Source organism: Hymenobacter aquaticus, from assembly GCF_004765605.1.
GTDB lineage: Bacteria > Bacteroidota > Bacteroidia > Cytophagales > Hymenobacteraceae > Hymenobacter > Hymenobacter aquaticus.
Genome location: NZ_SRLC01000001.1, coordinates 730640 through 748948, shown reverse-complemented (window position 1 = coordinate 748948; position 18309 = coordinate 730640). Strand labels below are relative to the sequence as shown.

General features: G+C 64.5%; 9 protein-coding genes. 6 read left to right on the top strand and 3 right to left on the bottom strand.

Annotated features, from left to right (window positions below; all coding sequences use genetic code 11):
• Positions 1-7: 7 nt before the first annotated feature.
• From E5K00_RS03100 to E5K00_RS03090, 3 genes are all read right to left on the bottom strand, one after another.
• Positions 8-1567, bottom strand: coding sequence for a glycoside hydrolase family 28 protein (locus E5K00_RS03100; RefSeq protein WP_210114270.1), 1560 nt, complete (start codon positions 1565-1567; stop codon positions 8-10).
• 216 nt (positions 1568-1783) lie between these two features.
• Positions 1784-3349: an MGH1-like glycoside hydrolase domain-containing protein gene (locus E5K00_RS03095; RefSeq protein WP_135461573.1), complete on the bottom strand. Its 1566-nt coding sequence runs from the start codon at positions 3347-3349 to the stop codon at positions 1784-1786.
• Between the two features lie 59 nt (positions 3350-3408).
• Positions 3409-6189: an alpha-d-galacturonidase gene (locus E5K00_RS03090; protein ID WP_135461571.1), complete on the bottom strand. Its 2781-nt coding sequence runs from the start codon at positions 6187-6189 to the stop codon at positions 3409-3411.
• A gap of 544 nt (positions 6190-6733) precedes the next feature.
• Between E5K00_RS03090 and E5K00_RS03085 the strand changes: the two genes are divergently transcribed.
• The 6 genes from E5K00_RS03085 to E5K00_RS03060 all read left to right on the top strand — a co-directional run bounded on the left by E5K00_RS03085 (position 6734) and on the right by E5K00_RS03060 (position 18297).
• Positions 6734-8371 (top strand): pectate lyase family protein, encoded by a 1638-nt coding sequence (locus E5K00_RS03085; protein WP_135461569.1) that lies wholly within the window; start codon positions 6734-6736, stop codon positions 8369-8371.
• A gap of 243 nt (positions 8372-8614) precedes the next feature.
• On the top strand, positions 8615-11755 hold the full coding sequence (locus E5K00_RS03080; protein WP_167856733.1) for a DUF6298 domain-containing protein: 3141 nt from the start codon (positions 8615-8617) through the stop codon (positions 11753-11755).
• A 1-nt stretch (position 11756) separates the two neighbouring features.
• The gene (locus E5K00_RS03075; RefSeq protein WP_210114269.1) at positions 11757-13205 is read left to right on the top strand and encodes a sialate O-acetylesterase; all 1449 of its coding nucleotides are present in this window, start codon (positions 11757-11759) and stop codon (positions 13203-13205) included.
• A gap of 12 nt (positions 13206-13217) precedes the next feature.
• Entirely contained in the window at positions 13218-14120 is a 903-nt protein-coding gene (locus E5K00_RS03070; protein ID WP_135461565.1) for a sugar phosphate isomerase/epimerase family protein, read from the top strand.
• Between the two features lie 227 nt (positions 14121-14347).
• Positions 14348-15034, top strand: coding sequence for a DUF3826 domain-containing protein (locus E5K00_RS03065; protein WP_135461563.1), 687 nt, complete (start codon positions 14348-14350; stop codon positions 15032-15034).
• A gap of 47 nt (positions 15035-15081) precedes the next feature.
• On the top strand, positions 15082-18297 hold the full coding sequence (locus tag E5K00_RS03060) for a SusC/RagA family TonB-linked outer membrane protein (RefSeq protein ID WP_135461561.1): 3216 nt from the start codon (positions 15082-15084) through the stop codon (positions 18295-18297).
• Positions 18298-18309: the final 12 nt, after the last annotated feature.

The window sequence follows — 18309 nt, the reverse complement described above, 5'->3', positions numbered from 1 at the left end:
GGTTGTGCTAGCGGCGGCGTTCAACGGCCGGTGCGGCGGGCACTTCGGCGGCCGTTATTTCCACCGGCTGCCTTACTTCCTGGCCCTTGGCAATCGGGGTTTTCACCGATTTGAGGTAGTTGTTCTGGAGCACGATGCCGCGCGTTTCGGCGCCTTCCAGCTTAAGGAAAGTATCGGTGCCGGGAGCCGGGAAGCAGTTGGTCACGAAGGCGTCGGCCACGTTGCCCAGCTCCACGAGCGGGGCGCCGGCGGGCACCTGGCCGCGCAGGCCGTCGAGGCGAAGCTGCTGCACGTTTTCGGCGCGCACGGCCGGGCCGGTCTGCGGGTTTACCTGCACGTTGTGGAAGGCCACGTTGCGGGCCTCCTTCACCGTGAAGCCCAGTTTGGTGTCGATGTTGAGGTTGCTGAAGGTCACGTTTTCGATGGGCATTTCCGCCAGGCCGTTGAGGTAGCCGGCCTGGTTGCCCTCGGCGGTGATATTGCTGAAGTGAATGTTGCGGAAGCGCGGCGTGCGCTCCGACACCGGCTCTTCCTTCGTTTTGGCGTACTGCATGTCGAGCACGATGATCTGCTCGCGGATGTTTTTCATCACGATGTTATCCACCCGGATGTCTTCCACGATTCCGCCCCGGCCCCGGGCCGTCTTGATGCGGATGCCCCGGTCGGTGCCGTCGAAAATGCAGTTGTTGATGGTAATTTTCCTGACCCCGCCCGACATTTCCGAGCCAATAACCACCCCGCCGTGCCCCGAGAGCATGGTGCAGTTGGTGATGGTGTAGTTTTCGGCCGGCACGTTCAGCTGCCGCCCCGCCCGGTCCTTGCCCGATTTGATGGTGATGCAGTCGTCGCCGACGCTGATGTGGCAGTCGGAAATGCGCACGTTGCGGCACGACTCGGGGTTGATGCCGTCCGTGTTGGGCGACTTGGGGTTCAGGATGGTGACGCCCGTGATGGTCACGTTTTCGCAGAACTCGGGGTTGACCGTCCAGAACGGGGAGTTACGGATGGTGATGCCCTCGATGCGCACGTTTTTGCAGTACATGGGCTGGATGAACGGCGGCCGCATAAAGCCCCGCTCTATCACGCCGGGCTCGTCGGGCCGCAGAATGTTCTGGTTCAGGCGAAAAAACTCCTGCTGCCACTTCGAGTCCTGGCTTTTGCGGGAGGCACCCTCGGCGTAGTCCCACCACTTTTTACCCTGTCCGTCGATGACACCCCGGCCCTTAATCGTAATATTCTCAGCCTTGTAGGCGTAAAACAGCGGCGAGAAGCTGGTGATGTCGATGCCCTCGTAGCGGGTGGACACCATGGGCAGGTAGTCGTCGAAATTGTCGCTGAAATACAGAATGGCCCCGGCCTCCAGGTCGATGGTGATGTTGCTTTTGAGGTGAATCGGGCCGGTGCGGTACTTGCCGGCCGGAAAGTAGACCGTGCCCCCACCGGCCTTGCTGGCCGCCGCTATGGCCTTGCCGATGGCCGCGGTGCTGAGCCGGGTGCTGTCGTTGCGGGCCCCGTACTTGAGCACGTTGTAATACTGCTGGGCCTGAGTTGAAACCGAGCCGAACACGAGGAACAGGACGATTAGCAGCCGAAGCGCCTCACCCCCCGGCCCCCTCTCCAGAAGAGAGGGAGAGCCAGACGTTTTATATACAAGTGCTAAGGGGCCTTTTTTCATACTGATGGTGGTTCGTTCCTGGCATTCGGGCGGTTTTTGCTCCTAGCGGAGGAGGTCAATAAGGCTCTGGGACAAGCTCCGCATGACGTTCTTTTCTTCCGTCCTGTACTATCCCGGCAGCTTGGCCGTCAGGCGCGTCAGCTGGGCGGCGTGGCCGATTTGCTGGCCGTCGGCAAACACGCGCAGGCCGGGGCCTTTGCCGTATTTTTGGCCGGTTTTGTCCCAGAGCACCGTGAGCAGGCGGCCGTGGTAGCGCACCTGGTCGAGGCAGAAGTAGTCCCACTGCCCGGCGGGCACCAGGGGCACGATTTCCACCACGTTGTCGGGGCGGGGCTTGAGACCCACCAGGCCGGTGATAATCAGGTCGGCGAAGCCCGAGTGGTTGTAGTAGCTGCTGCGCGGGTTGTCGCCCTTGAGCCACTCCCCGTTCTTTTCATCCTGATACTCCCCCAGGTAGGGCACGCCGTTTTTCTGGTGCGACAGGGCATATTTGCGCAGCTCGTCGTAGTAAACCTGCTTGCTCATACCATCGTGGTGCTTGTAGCTGGTCAGCAGGTTGGCCAGGCCTTTGAGCGTCTGGGTGGTAGCGTAGGGCCACACGGCCCCGTCCCACTCGCAGCCGTGGCCCGAGCCGTGGGTGCGGAAGCCGGGGGCGCGCCGCTCGGCCGTGGTCAGGCCCCAGGGCGCCCGGAAGCCCTGCTCGTCGGTGAGCTGCTCCCACTGCTTGGCGTACTTGGCCTTGTCGGCGGGCAGGTTGAAGTACCAGGGAATGTAGCCCAGCTCCTCGCGGGCTTCGCAGAGGCCGCCTTTCTCGTACTGCACCTTGAAAAACGCCGCTTTTTCGTCCCAGAGGACGCGCTGCACGTCGGTGCGCAGCTGCTTGGCCTTGGCCGCGTACTTGCGGGCCAGGCTGTCGTTTTTCGTTAGCCGGGCCATAGCCGTCAGGGCCTTGGCGTTGCCGTACATGTAGCTGTTGATGGTGGGGCGCACGTTTTTCACCTTCCGGCCCCCGCTGATGGATTCTTCCATGGCGTCCTTCACGTCGTACTGCCAGAACATCCCGTTGGGCAGCATTCTTTCCTTTTCCCAGAGCTTGTAATCGGCATGCAGGGCGGGCAGCAGCTCTTGCACCAGCTGCGGCTTGTTCTGCACTAGGTACAGGCCGTACACCGCATCGGGCAGCCAGCTGCTGAAGGCGTGGAGCTTGGGCGCGGGGCGCCTGGCATCGGCAAACAGCCAGAACCGGGTGTACTGGTCGATGAACTGCGAATCGTGGAGCCAGCGGCCCTCGTTGAGGTGGTGGCCCAGGGCGCTGCTGATGGTATTGTGGGCGCCGGCGTGCTTCATCGGGGTAATAAACTCCGTGAAAACGTAGCCGTCAGGCGTCTGCTTCAGGTGCTTGCGGAAGGTCCACCAGCGGTAATAGTAGGTTTGCTGCAAGGCCGAGTCGGGGCACTCGAACAGCGGCACCTGCTCGGCCAGCCAGTCGGCGGCCCCGGCGTTGGGCACCAGGTTCACCACCGTTTCCTGGTCCAGGCTGTTAAACCAGGCCACGCTGGTGCGCAGCGGCTCGGTACTCAGCACGAAGGGGGGGCGCTGCTGGGCCCCGGCCGGGGCGGCCGCGCCGGCCAGCAGGCCCAGAGCCGTAAGAAGTGCTTGCGCGCGAAAGGCCATGTACTGCGTTGCGTTTGACGGGTGAAAAGGTAAATAACGGGGTGAAAGCTGATTTTCGGCTACTCAAACAGCCAGTCTACTTCCTTGGTCTGGTCGCCCAGGCCGGTACCCAGGCCCGCGTTGTAGGGGCGCAGGGGCTGGCTGGCGTCGATAAAGCCCAGCAGCAGCGCGGCCCCTTTGCCCAGGTAGAGCGTGTGGGTGCCGGCCTTAAAAGTGTAGGTGTGCACGTTCACCGGCGGCATCCCGGCCACGGCCACCGCATTGCTGATTTTGATGTCGGCCTGCCCGTAGTCGTTGGCGCTGGCGTCGGTTTCGAGCTGGGGCGCGGGCAGGTAGCGTGGGTTCTTGGCGTTGAAATAGCCGACCAGCAGCTTCACCGGCTGCCGGGTGGTAAAGCGGATTTCGGTGCCCTGGCTCAGCATCTGGGCTTTGCTCAGGCGCAGGCCCGTCAAGCCGGCCAGTTCCGGGGCCAAAGCCGTAATGGTCACCGTGGTATCGGCGAAAACCGACTGCCCGGCCGCGGCAGCGTAGCGCCCGGCTTTGGTTTGCAGCGTGACGGGGGCCGCCGCCAGGCGGGTGGTTTGCTGCACCGGGGGCACCAGCTTCACCGTTTTCAGCGAGTCGATGTTGCGGCGCAGGTTCAGCAGCTCCTTCTGGTAGACGGGCAGCATTTCGGCCCAGGTAATGTAGGTGGCATCCACGCCGCGCATCGGAATCTTGCGCTGGGCGGTCTGCATGCTGTTGGCGTAGAGGTAGGTGTCCTGGGTCAGGGCCACCATCTTTTCCCAGTGCTGCACGCTGCGCGCCAGCAGCGGCACGGCCTGCTCCAGGTCGGCCACGTTGCGCGAGTATTTGTAGCGCAGCACCAGCAGGGCCGCCCGCGCCTTGTCGGCGTAGAAGTTGGCCAGCGCCGCCTGGCAGTACATGTCGTTTCTGACGCGGGCAAACTCCGCCTGGTTCTTCGTCACGCTCGGGGCCGCCCGCTCGATGGCCGCCACCGCGGCCTGCCCGTGGGCCACGACTTCGGAGGCCACCTGCACCGGCGTTTCGCCCACGTGAGGCAGTCCTTTGGCTTCTTTCTCCGCGTATTCGATGATCATCTCCCCTTCCGGTGCTTCCGACTCATAGAGCAGGGTAAACAGCCCGTAGCGCCTGGGGTTGATGAGCTGGCCCATGAGCATGCCCAGCGTGAGCGTCTGGCGGTTGCCGTCGGTGATGCCGTAGCGGCGCAGCAGCTTGGGCTCGATTTCGCCGGCTTGCTCGTAAGCTTCCAGCACCTGCTTACCGGCCGCCGCGTCGGTGCCAAATAACTCGCCCAGCTGCTGGCCCCAGTAGTCTATTTCGGCCGGACGGGGCCGGTTGGCCTGCCAGGCGTAGCGCGCCCAGGCTTTGTACCACATCCAGTCCCGGTCGATTTGCAGCAGCCGCTCGGGGGCTTTGTCGGCGGTGTAGGGCCAGTCCCAGTACGAGGCCTGGGGGTAGAGGTGCAGCCCGTTGGCCCCGTAGGTGCCGTGCATGGCCTGCACCGATTTCTGGATAAAGTCGGCCGAGGCGTAGCGGAACGGCTCCAGGTTGGCCAGAATGTGCACGTTCTCGATGTGCACCGAGTTCATGCTGCTCAGCTTGCGGTGCAGCTCGGCCCAGGAGCCGCGCGGGGTGTAGGTGGTCAGGGCCTCACCGTTGAACTTGGCCTCGGTGTAGAGGTTTTTGTAGAGCGGCAGCGCGGCGTTAATCACCCGGGGCGCGTCGGTGTCGTGGGCCCGCAGCACGATGGGCGGCAGCTCGGTTTGGCCCAGGGCCTTGAGGCCGTCCTGCACGCCGGGAATAATGGTTTTGGTAAACCAGTCCACGTCGTCCTGCCCCACCCCTTCCATGGCTTCGCCCAGGGCCACCATCAGCCCCACGTGGGGGTATTTCTCCACGAAGGCGGCAATGGACTTGCGGGTGTAGTCGGCCAGCAGCGGGGTGATGGGCCGGTTGCGGTCCTGGGTTTTGATGCCGTGGTGCTCGGCAAAGGGCTTGGAGACGATGATGTTGTAGAACATCTGAATCACCCAGATGCCGCGCTTGTCGGCCTCGGCGGTCAGGAACCGGTAGATTTCCTCGTTCTTGCGGAACGTGGCCTCATCAACCTCCACGGCGTAGGGGTAGTCCTTGAGCCGCACCAAGGACGCAAACGGGTGGCCGTTCCAGAGGTAGAGCGAGTTCATGCGGTTGTCGGCCAGCATGTCCAGGTACCGGATCCAGAGCTGCTTGTCGTAGAGCCAGGGAAAAGTTTCGGGCGTGTAGGGGTACTCGTACACAGTGCGGCCGGGCAGATAATACGGCTTCTGCACCCCGATGCAGGCTCCGCGCAGCACCATTTCGGGCTGTTGCCGCAGGCTGAGCTGCTCGGGCAGGCGGCCCGCGCTTTTCACCTGCTCGGCCAGCTCCAGGCAGCCGTAGAGCGCGCCGGAGTTGTCGGCCCCGCTGATGAGCACCGTGTGGTTGTCGGCCGAAACAATGGAAAAGCCTTCCTTGCCGGGCGCGGCCGGAGCCGGAGCGTGCAGCGTGGCCGCGGCCTGTCGCAGCAGCGCATCGGTGGCCAAACCGACCAGAATCTGGTTGCGGCGGCCGGGCTTATCCTGGGCCGTGATGGTGACGGGGTAGCCGGCCGCCCGCAGCGCCGCCGCCAGCCGCTCGGCCCCGTAGCGCAGCCGGGCGTGGGCCGCTTTGGGCACGACGATAGTCTGGGAGGCCGCCGCCGGCACCGGGCTACCCACCGCCCGCCCGACGCCCAGCCAGAGGCAGCCCAGCAGCAAACAACTAGCAAACAGGCTTTTCCACTGGCTCGGGGTCATAGGGCAAACGGGGTTTTTCGTTGAACGGCGGCCGGAAGCGGGGCAAAGGCAAGTGGAACAAGCGCAGCGCGCCTGTTCTACTTCACCTTTGCTTTCCCTTTCCGGTTCTGCCGCAGCGGCAGAACGCTGATACCAAAAGTACCGGCCCCGGCCGCCCGCAACTTATACCATCTTCTCCGGCTGTTGTAGCATGTTGCCATGCGCCCAATTGGGCGGCGGTGCTACCTTGCGCGGGGCTTCGCCCGGCCCAGTGAGTGCCCCCTTACCCGGTAGCCCGGCTCCTGTTTCCGGGCCGGGCGGCGGCCCGGGCCCGCCAACGACGGCCCTGGCCCCTGCTTACGCCGCCTGCTCCTATATAAGGAATGCGGCCGGCACCCGGCGGCGGGTGGCGGGACGTCAGTGGGTGGGCGCTCCTCACCCCGGCGGCCCATAAGAGGTGCGCCCGGGCCGGAATGATAACATCCTACACAGGGTCGAAAAAATGGTATAGGTAGCGGGACGTTTTGTCCTGTTATTTAGCTGCGGTTAAAACCCCACCCTTCTCATGAAAAAATCCGCTGGTTCTCTTCTCGTTTTCGCTGGCTGCCTGGCGCTGCAACACTCGGCCTGGGCGCAGTATCCGCAAATCCCGGCCGACGTGCAGAAAGCCACCAACGAGCTGATGGAGCAGGCCCGCCGCGAGTCGGATGCCGCCTGGGCCAAGGCTTACCCCATCATCGAGCGCGACGCCAAAAACGGCAAGCCCTACATTCCGTGGGCGGCCCGCCCGGTTGATTTGCCCCAGTCGCCGCTGCTGGCGTTTCCGGGCGCGGAAGGCGGCGGGGCCCACTCCTTCGGGGGCCGGGGCGGCAAAGTGTACGTGGTAACCAGCCTGGAAGACAAGGGCCCCGGCACGCTGCGCGAGGCCTGCGAGCAGGGCGGGGCCCGCATCGTGGTCTTCAACGTGGCCGGCATCATCCGTTTGAAAACCCCGCTCATTATCCGGGCGCCCTACATCACCATTGCGGGCCAGACCGCCCCCGGCGACGGGGTCTGCGTGGCCGGCGAGTCGGTGTGGCTGAACACCCACGACGTGGTGGTGCGCTACATGCGCTTCCGCCGCGGCGAAACCAACGTGGGCCGCCGCGACGACGCCATCGGCGGCAACCCGGTGGGCAACATCATGATTGACCACGTCTCGGCCTCCTGGGGCCTGGACGAGAACATGTCGATGTACCGCCACATGTACAACGACAGCACCGGCATTGCCGAGCAGAAGCTGGGCACGGTCAACATCACGATTCAAAACAGCATCTTCTCCGAGGCCCTCGACACCTGGAACCACGCCTTTGGCAGCACCCTGGGCGGCGAGAACTGCACCTTTATGCGCAACCTGTGGGCCGACAACGCCGGCCGCAACCCTTCCATCGGCTGGAACGGGGTGTTCAACTTCGCCAACAACGTCATGTTCAACTGGGTGCACCGCTCCACCGACGGCGGCGACTACCGGGCCATGTACAACATCATCAACAACTACTACAAGCCCGGCCCCCTCACGCCCAAGGATTCGCCGGTGGGCCACCGCATCCTGAAGCCCGAATCGGGCCGCAGCAAGCTCAAGTACCAGGTCTACGGCCGCGCCTACGTCAGTGGCAACATCATGGAGGGCAACGAGAAGGTAACCAAGGACAACTGGAACGGCGGCGTGCAGGTGGAAGAAATGGCCGACGCGGGCAAGTACACCGCCGACATGCGCGTGAACTCGCCCCTGCCCATGCCCGACATCACCATTCTGCCCACCGAAAAGGCCTACGCCTACGTGCTGGAAAACGCCGGGGCCACCCTGCCCAAGCGCGACCCGGTCGATGCGCGCGTGATTGAGCAGGTGCGCACCGGCAAAATCACCTACAAGGAAGGCGTGAAGCTGCCCGACACCCAGTTCAAGCACCGCCGCCTGCCCATCGACTCCTACAAGCAGGGCATCATCACCGACATCAGCCAGGTGGGCGGCTACCCCACCTACGCCGGCCAGCCCTACCAGGACTCGGACAAGGACGGCATGCCCGACCAGTACGAGAAGAAGAACAAGCTCAACCCCAACGACGCCTCTGACGCCAGCCAGGTGCGCGGCAAAGACGGCTACACCAACATCGAGGTGTACCTCAACAGCGTGGTGCCGGTAAAGGAAGTGAAGCCCACCTAGGCGCCAGAGCCTATCAATTAGTGTTTAAGTTAGAGGCTAAAAAATAGCTCCCCTCCTCAGATGAGGAGGGGTTGGGGGTGGTTGAAACCGCAGAACGAAATCTAGAGCTAGAATCTAAACCTGGCTCTAACGCTCCGGTCAACCACTTCTAACCCCGGTCCGCTTTATGCGCGGAGTCATCTGAGGAGGGGAGCTAGCTTTTAGCATTTCGCCGCATTCCTTCCACCGCCCCCGTTGCCCACCGTGCCCGTACCACGCTTCCTCCCGGCTCTGTTTATCGTACTGGCTACCAGCACCGCACCGGCCGTGGCGCAGGGCAAAAAGCCAGTCGTCAAGCCCCAGCCGCCCATTTCGACCGATAAGGACGGCCGGCTGGTGTACGCCCCCGACTCGCTGGGCAACCGCATCCCCGACTTTTCCTACTGCGGCTACCGGGCCGGCGAGCAGGCCATTCCGCTGGTGCCCATCAAGGTGCTGGTGCCCGCGCTGCCCGGCGACGCCACGGCCCGCATCCAGGCCGCGCTGGACTACGTGGCGGCCCTGCCCCTGGGCAAAGATGGATTTCGCGGGGCGGTGCTGCTGGGCAAGGGCCGACACGAGGTGGCCGGCCGCCTGCGGCTGCGGGCCTCGGGCGTGGTGCTGCGCGGCAGCGGCCTGGACGACGCGGGCACCCTGCTTATCGGCACCGGCTACTCCCGCGACAACCTGCTGACCCTGGCCGGCCGAGGCGACCGGAAGCTGGAAACGGCCCAGCCCATCACCGACGCCTACGTGCCCGTGAATGCCCGCGTGCTGCGGGTCGCCAACGCGGCAACCTTCCGCGTTGGCGACCGGGTGCGGGTGCAGCGGCCCAGCACGGCCGCCTGGATTCAGGCCCTGGGCACCCAGTCGTTTGGCGGGGGCGAGTCGGCGCTGGGCTGGAAGCCCGGGCAGCGCGACTTGTTCTGGGACCGGCAGGTGGTGAGCGTCGAGGCCAGCGGCATTACCCTGGACGCGCCCCTTACCACGGCCCTCGACCAGAAATACGGCGGCGGCACCGTGGCCCGCTACACCTGGCCGGGGTTGCTCACGCAGGTGGGCGTGGAGAATCTGCGGCTGGAATCGGTAGTGGATGCGGCTAACCCCAAGGATGAGGACCACCGCTGGATGGCCGTGGTGCTCGACAACGTGCAGGACGCCTGGGTGCGGCAGGTCACGTTCCGGCACTTTGCCGGCTCGGCGGTGCTGGCCCACGAAAACGTGCGCCGCCTCACCGTGGAAGACTGTATTTCCACCGAGCCGGTGTCGGAAATCGGGGGCGAGCGGCGCAACACGTTTCTCACCAAAGGCCAACAAACCCTGTTTCAGCGCCTGTATGCCCAAGCCGGCTACCACGATTTTGCCGTGGGCTACTGCGCCGCCGGCCCCAATGCCTTCGTGCAGTGCGAGGCCGAAGACGCCTACAGCTTCAGCGGCGGCATCGACAGCTGGGCGGCGGGCACCCTGTTCGACATCGTAAAGGAATACGGGCAGGCCCTGCGCTTCGGCAACCGGGAGCAGGACGGACAGGGAGCTGGCTGGGCGGCGGCCAACAGCGTGTTCTGGCAGTGCACCGCCGCCCGCGTCGATTGTTACCAGCCGCCCACGGCCCAGAACTGGGCGTTCGGCACCTGGGCCCAATTTGCCGGCAACGGCCACTGGGACCAGTCCAACGAGCATATCCGGCCCCGCAGCCTCTACTACGCCCAGCTCCAGGACCGCCTCGGGGCCGCCGTGGCCGGCCGCACCGTGCTGCTGCCCATTGCCACCGAAGCCTCCAGCAGTCCGCCCGTGGCGGTGGCCCAGGAGCTGACCAAGCTCTCGGCACAGGCCGCCCCCACCGTGCTGGCCTTTATTCAGGCCGCGCCCGGCCGGCAGCCTATTACCACCCAAACCACGGCCCCGAGCATCGACAAGCTGAAAGTGAAGCCCGCGGCCAAACCCGCGTACGCCGCCCCGCTGCGCGTAACCAACGGCGTGGTGGTGCGCGGCGACGCCCTGCTGACGGGCCGGCGGCAGGAAGTGCCGTGGTGGAACGGCAGCGCCCGGCCCTACGGTCTGAAAAGCCCCAAGCCCCACGTCACGCGCTTCGTGCCCGGCCTGAGCGGCCCCGGCCTCACCGACGAGCTGCCGGAAATGACCGACTCTATGCGCATCGGCAACGTCCTGGCGTTGAGCCACAACTACGGCCTGTGGTACGAGCGGCGGCGCGACGACCACGAGCGGGTGAAGCGCATGGATGGGGAGGTGTGGCCGCCGTTCTACGAGCTGCCCTTCGCCCGTAGCGGGCAGGGCACCGCCTGGGACGGCCTGAGCCGCTACGACCTGACCAAGTACAACAAGTGGTACTGGGGTCGCCTGGCCGAATTTGCCGACCTGGCCGACCAGAAAGGCCTCGTACTGCTTAACCAGCACTATTTTCAGCACAACATCATCGAGGCCGGGGCTCACTACGCCGATTTTCCCTGGCGGCCGGTCAACAACGTCAATAACACCGGCTTTCCCGAGCCCGCGCCCTACGCCGGCGACAAGCGGATTTTCATGGCCGAGCAGTTTTACGACGTGACGGACCCGGTGCGCCGGCCCCTGCACCGGGCCTACATCCGCCAGTGCCTCAATAACTTCGTGGGCAAAACCGGCGTGATTCACCTGATTGGGGCCGAATTTACCGGGCCGCTGTCCTTCGTGCAGTTCTGGCTCGATACCATTAAGGAGTGGGAAGCCGAAACCGGCCAGCACGCCACCATTGCCCTGAGCACCACCAAGGACGTGCAGGACGCCATCCTGGCCGACCCCGCCCGCGCCGCCGTCATCGACGTGATTGACATCAATTACTGGCACTACCAGTCCGACGGCAGCGCCTACGCCCCGCTCGGCGGCCAGAACCTGGCCCCGCGCCAGCACGCCCGCCTGCTCAAGCCCAAGCGCAGCTCGTTTGAGCAGGTGTACCGGGCCGTGCGCGAATACCGCCAGCAGTTTCCCGCCAAAGCCGTGCTCTACTCGGCCGACGGCGCCGACGCCTTTGGGTGGGCCGTGCTGCTGGCCGGCGGCTCGATGGCCAGCGTGCCGCGCGTGGCCGATGCGGGCTTTGCCCGCGCCGTAGCCGCCATGACGCCCGTGGAGCTGCCGGGCAAGCCCGCCGGCCAGTGGGCCCTGAGCGACCATACAACCGGATTTGTGCTTTACCGGGAAAGTGGCGCGCCCGTGCAGCTGGATTTATCGGCGCTGAAGGGCACGTTCGTCGTGCGCCGCATCAACCCCAAAACCGGCCAGCTGACTGACACCAGAGAAACCGTGAAGGCCGGCACCACTCTCACCCTGCCCGCCGCGGCCGGCGCGGAGGTCGTCTGGCTCCTGAAAAAATAGCATGAACCCACGCTTTCTACTTGGCTTGCTGCTGGCCCTGAGCGGCCTGGCCCACCCCGCCCGGGCCCGCGTGGTGCTGCCGCGGGTGCTGGGCCACCACATGGTGCTGCAACGCGAAAAGCCCCTGCCCATCTGGGGCTGGGCCGCGCCGGGCGAGGAAGTTACGGTGCAGCTTGCCGGCCAGCAGCAGCGCACCACCACCGATGCCGCCGGCCACTGGCGCGTGACGCTCCAGCCCCTGCCGGCCTCCGACAAACCCGCCGATCTGGTCATTACCGGCCGCAACACCATCCGGCTGCGGGATATTCTGGTGGGGGAAGTCTGGCTGGCCTCGGGGCAGTCGAACATGGAATACACGATGCGCAAGAACAGCAAGGTGACGCTGCCGCCCGGCGCTGATACCGGGCCGCTTACGGAGCTGGAGCGGGCCCACAACCCGGCGCTGCGCATCTTTCTGGTCAACCGCAAGGAGCTCAGCAAGCCTGATTCGCTGCACCGGGGCTGGAGCATTGCCCAGGATTCGGCGCTTCGCTCGTTTTCGGCCCCGGCCTATTTCTTTGCCCAGGAGCTGTACGCTCACCTGCGCGTGCCCATCGGCATGATTTCCTCGGCCGTGCCCGGCTCCCGCATCGAGCCCTGGATTCCGGCCGAAGCCCTGGCCCAGGACCCGTACTACGCCAGCCAGAAGGTCGACGGGGACCCGGGCAAGTTCTACGAGCCCATGATCCGGCCCCTGGCCCCGCTGGCGGTGCGCGGCTTTCTGTGGTACCAGGGCGAATCGAACTGCTTTCTGGCCGAAACCACCAGCTACACCCACAAGCTGCAAACCCTGATTGAAAGCTGGCGCACGGCCTGGCAGGATGCCACCCTGCCGTTTTACTACGTGCAGCTGGCCCCGTTTAAGTATTCGGAGTCGAAGGAGCCCAAAGCGCCGCTGACCCGCGAAACGCTGCCCCGGTTCCGGGAGGCGCAGGAGGCCGTGCTACAAGTGCCCCACACCGGCCTGATTGTGACGACCGACCTGGCCACCAACCTGAGCGACATTCACCCGCCCTTCAAGTGGGAAATCGGGCGGCGGCTGGCCCGGCTGGCGCTGGCGGCCACCTACGGCCGCAAGGACGTGGAAGGCGCGGGCCCGGTGTACCAGGGCATGCAGGTGAAAGGCCGGACCGTGACGGTGACCTTCGCGCCCCGGCGCAGCCGCCTGATCAGCCAGGACAAAAAGCCGCTGACCTACTTTGAGCTGGCCGGAGCCGACGGCGTGTTTCACCCGGCCCAGGCCCGCATCAGGGGCAAAAAAGTAGTGGTGACGGCCCCGGCCGTACCCGCCCCCGCGGCCGTGCGCTTCGGCTGGGACGAAGCCGCCCAGCCCAACCTGTTTTCCAAAGCCGGCCTGCCCGCCCGGCCCTTCCGCAGCAACGGCCCGCACCCCGAAGTGAGTCTTCACTAACCTCGTCTTAGTATGTTTCAGAACCCACTTGGCCGCCGCGACTTTCTGCGGGCCGGGGCCGTGCTAGCCGCCGGCCTGCTGCTGCCCCGGGCGGCTTACCCCGCCCGCCGTAAAAAGCTCACCTACAAGATTGCCGTGGTAGATCTGATGATTCTGAAGCGGCAGAAGCTGGGGGCCCTGCAGCTGACCAAGGATATCGGGGCCGACGGTGTGGAGGTGGATATGGGCGGCCTGGGGCAGCGCGAAACCTTTGACAGCCAGCTGGCCAAGCCTGAAATCCGGCAGCAGTTTCTGGACAAGGCCCGGGAGCTGAACCTGGAAATCTGCTCGTTGGCCATGACCGGCTTCTACGCCCAGTCGTTTGCCACCCGCCCCACCTACCAGCGCATGGTGCAAGATTGCCTCGACACGATGCGGGCCATGCACGTGAAGGTGGCCTTCCTGCCCCTGGGCACCCAGGGCGACCTGGTGAAGAACCCCGAGCTGCGCCCCGCCATCGTGGAGCGGCTGAAGGTGGTGGGCCACATGGCCCGGAAAGCCGGCGTGGTAGTGGGCATCGAAACCTCGCTCGATGCCAAGGGCGAAGTGGAGTTGCTGCGCGAAATCGGCTCGAAGCACATCCAGATCTACTTCAACTTCTCCAACCCCCTCAAGGAAGGCCGCGACCTGCACCAGGAGCTTAAAACCCTGGGCCGCAAGCGGATCTGTCAGATTCACTGTACCGATGAGGACGGCGTGTGGCTGGAAAACAACCCCCGCCTCGACCTGCGCAAGGTAAAGCAGACCCTGGCCGACATGAACTGGCAGGGCTGGCTGGTGATTGAACGCTCGCGCGACGCCACCGATCCGCGCAACGTGAAGCGGAACTTCGGGGCCAACGCGGCCTATCTGAAGTCCATTTTCCAGGCCGGCTGACCAGCCCCGCCGTGCAACGGGCTGCCCCCGGCAAAAGCCGCTCAGAAAGTGCGGCCGGGCGGTTTGAGGGCCGCATGGCGGGCTAAATACCTCAGCCTGAGTTAGCCAACACTCACCCGGCCGGGGGCCACATGCTAAGATTGTATAATAAGTTGGCTAAAACCTGTAGATACGCTCTTTAGATAGTGCATAAATTGCTTCACCTTTAAGCAGTTACGCACTACCCCATGTCTTCTACCCTTCCCCGGCTGCTGTTGGCCGGACTTCTGGTAGCCACTTCCGCCGGCTGGGCGGCCGCGCAAACCACGCCGGCCCCGGAATCCAAAGAGGCGGCCTACACGCGCACCATCACCGAGCGAGCCACCAAGATTGTCGACAAGCTGGGGCCGCTGGAAGCCAAGAAAGCCACCCAGGTGCGCGACATCATCGCCGACCAGTACCGGCAGCTAAACCAGGTGCACGAGCAGCGCAAAACCCAGCTGGCCACCCTGAAAGCCCAGCCCAAGACGCCCGCCACCGAAGCCGAAATCAAGCAGCTCGACGCCCAAACCGACCAGGCCCTGGCCAAGCTGCACACCAAGTACCTGCGCCGGCTAGGCCAGAAGCTGAGCGTGGCCCAGGTAGAGCAGGTCAAGGACGGCATGACCTACGGGGTGCTGCCCATCACGGTGCGGGCCTACCAGGACATGCTGCCCGACCTGACCCAGGAGCAGAAAACCCAGATCCTGGCCTGGCTGACCGAAGCCCGCGAAAAGGCCATGGACGCCGGCACCTCGGAGCAAAAGCACGCCTGGTTTGGCAAGTACAAAGGCAAGATCAACAACTACCTTTCGGCCGCCGGCATCGACATGAACCAGGCCGGCAAGGACTGGCAGGCCCGCCTGGCCCGCGAAAAGGCCGAGGCCGGCAAGTAAGTTTCCGCACCTTCTTCTGAGCAAGCATTTCCCACCACATCTTTGCTATGACTCGTTTTCTACCCCTCTTCCCTACCCCCTCACACCCCTTGCGGCACGGGGCGGCCTACACGCTGCTCGTCGGATTATTGCTCGGCACCGGCGCCCCGGCTACCGCGGCCCTGCCGGCCCGACCGGCTAAGCCAGCGGCAGCCACCCCGGTTTTCCTCAATATCACGGGCACCGTGCGCGACGCCAAGGGGGAAGGCATTCCGGGCGCCAGCGTGGTGCTCAAGGGCACCACCACCGGCACCACCACCGACGCCCAGGGCGTGTTCCGCATCAACCTGCCGACCGGCAACGAAGTGCTGGTCATCAGCTCCATCGGCTTTGCCAAGCAGGAAATAACGGTGGGGGGCCGCACCACGCTGGAGGTTACGCTGCAGGAAGAAACCTCGAAGCTGAACGAGGTGGTGGTAGTGGGCTACGGCACCCAGACCAAGGAAAGCCTGACGGGCTCGGTGGCCTCGGTCAACATGAAGGCCATTGAGGAGCTGCCGGTGGGTAGCCTCTCCACGGCCCTGGTGGGCCAGAACCCCGGCGTGAGCGTGAGCGGCGGCACCGGCCGCCCCGGCGACAAAGGCCAGATTACGGTCCGCAACCCGATTGTGCTGACCAAGGACGGCGGCACCACCCGCCCGCTCTACGTGATTGACAACGTGGTGCGCACGGAGGAAGACTTCAACCTGCTCGACCAGTCGGAAGTGGAGGCCATTTCAGTGCTGAAGGATGCGGCGGCGGCCATTTACGGCGCCCGCTCCAACCAGGGCGTGGTGGTAGTGGCCACCAAGCGGGGCAAAGTAGGGCCGCCGAAGTTTTCCTACAGCGGCTCGGTGGGCCAGGCCGACGCCGTGCGGCTGCCCAGCATGATGGACGGCGTGCAGCTGGCTACCTACCTGAACGACTACAACATCTACCGGGGCCGCCCGCTCACCGACGCGTCGATTTACACGCCCGACGAGCTGCAGTACTTCGCCAACAACAACTACAACTGGCTGAAAGCGGCCTGGAAGCCGGCCATCGTGACGCGCCACGCCCTGAACGTGAGCGGCGGCACCGACCGGATGACGTACTTCGCCGGCCTGTCGTACAACTACCAGAACGCCAACTTCGACAACATCAACGCCAACAAGTGGACGTTCCGGGCCAGTACCGACGTGCAGGTGGCCAAGGGCCTGAAAGCCGGCCTCTCGCTCAGCGGCGACCTGTACCAGAAGCGCATGTACTACCTGAAGGTGGGGGGCGAAAACGCCGAAAACGACATGCGCGGCCTGCTTTACACGCCCATGTTCAACCAGCCCTACGTGAACGGGCTGCCGGTGCAGCTGTCCAGCGGCACGGGCTTCGACTCCTTCCACTTCTTCGAGATTCAGAACTCGGACAACTACACCTCCCAGCGCAACACCGGCCTGAATATCACGGCCAACCTGGACTATGAGCTGCCGTTCATCAAGGGCCTGAAAGCCCGCGTGCTGTTCAGCAAGACGATGGACAACAACTTCGGCAAGCAGTACGGCACCCGCTTCCCGGTGTACCAGTTCTCCATGCTCGGCGAGCATAAGCACATCTACGGCGGCACGGTTACCAAGCAGAACTTCCTCAGCAACGGCGACATCGTGCGCCTGGTGCCCAGCTACACCAACAGCTACCAGCTGAACGGCTACCTGAACTACGACCGGCAGTTTGGCAAGCACCTGATATCGGCCATTGCCTTCTTCGAGCAGTCGGAAACCTTCTTCGACGAGGCCGAAACCTACAGAACCAGCCCCATTCCCGGCGGCCTCGACAACGTGCGCTTCGCCACGGGCACCACCTATTCCTACGAAAGCCAGACCGAGTCCGGCATTCTGTCCTACGCCGGCCGCCTCAACTACAGCTACGCCAACAAGTACCTGCTGGAGTTGGCCATGCGCTACGACGGCTCCACGAACTTCGCCCCGGAATACCGCTGGGGCTTCTTCCCCTCGCTGTCGGCGGGCTGGATTCTGTCGGAAGAGTCCTTCTTCCCGGCCAGTGAGCGGGTGAACTTCCTGAAGCTGCGCGGCTCGGTGGGCATGCTCGGCGGCGACGCCACCCGCGCCTACAACTGGCAGGAAAACTACAAGATTGAAACCGGCAAAGGCGCCGTGTTCGGCGGCAACGCCGACCGCTCCCTGACGGCCACGCCCAACAACGCGCTGGCCAACCGCGCCGCCCGCTGGGACGACAACACCAAGTACAACGCCGGCCTCGACGCGCGCTTCCTCAACAACAAGCTCTCGTTTACGGTCGACGGCTTCTACGACCACCGCTACAACATGCTCACGGCCCTCTCGGCCTCGGCTCCGCTGCTGATCGGGGCGCCCCTGCCCTCCGAGAACTTCTCGACCGTGGACGGCTTCGGCTACGAAGTGTCGCTGGGCTACGGCGACAACCTCGGCGGCGACTTCTCCTACCGCCTGAACACGTTCCTGTCGTGGAACGACAACAAGCAGATTAAGGTCGACGTGGAGCGCGGCAAAATCGGGCAGTGGGACGACCCCACGGGCCGCTCCACCGACCGCGGCGTGGTGGGCTACCGCTACCTGGGCATGTTCCGCAACCAGGGCGAGGTAGATGCCTTCCTGGAAAGCAACAAAGGCTACACCCTCTTCGGCGACGCGCCCAAGCCCGGCATGCTCTACTACCAGGACATCCGCGGCCCCAAAGACGCCTCGGGCAACTACACCGCCCCCGACGGCAAGATTACCGAGGACGACCAGACCTACCTGACCAAGAAGGAGCAGAACCACTACGGCGTGGGCGTGAACCCCAGCATCACCTACAAGGGCCTGACCATTCAGCTCACGATGGGCATTTCCTTCGGCGGCCAGGCCACGGTGGAAAGCGCCGCCCGCAAGGCTGCTACCGCCACCTCCAACCGGCCCGAGTTCTGGACCGACCACTGGACCCCGGAAAACCAGGGCGCCAAGTACCCGGCCCCGTTCACCAGCAACAGCTACGACCGCACCTCGGAGTTCTGGTTTAAAAGCTCCACGTCGGCCGGCATCCGCAACGCCACGATTTCCTACAGCCTGCCCACCCCGCTCACCAACCGCCTGGGCATGAGCAGCGTGAAAGTATTCGCCACCGCTCTCAACGCCGTCAGTTTCTACAACCCCTACAACTACAAAGTCTACTCGGGCAGCTACGATGCCTACCCCACGCTCCGTTCGTTGTCGCTGGGTCTGAATGTTGGCTTCTAATCGTTGGATGAA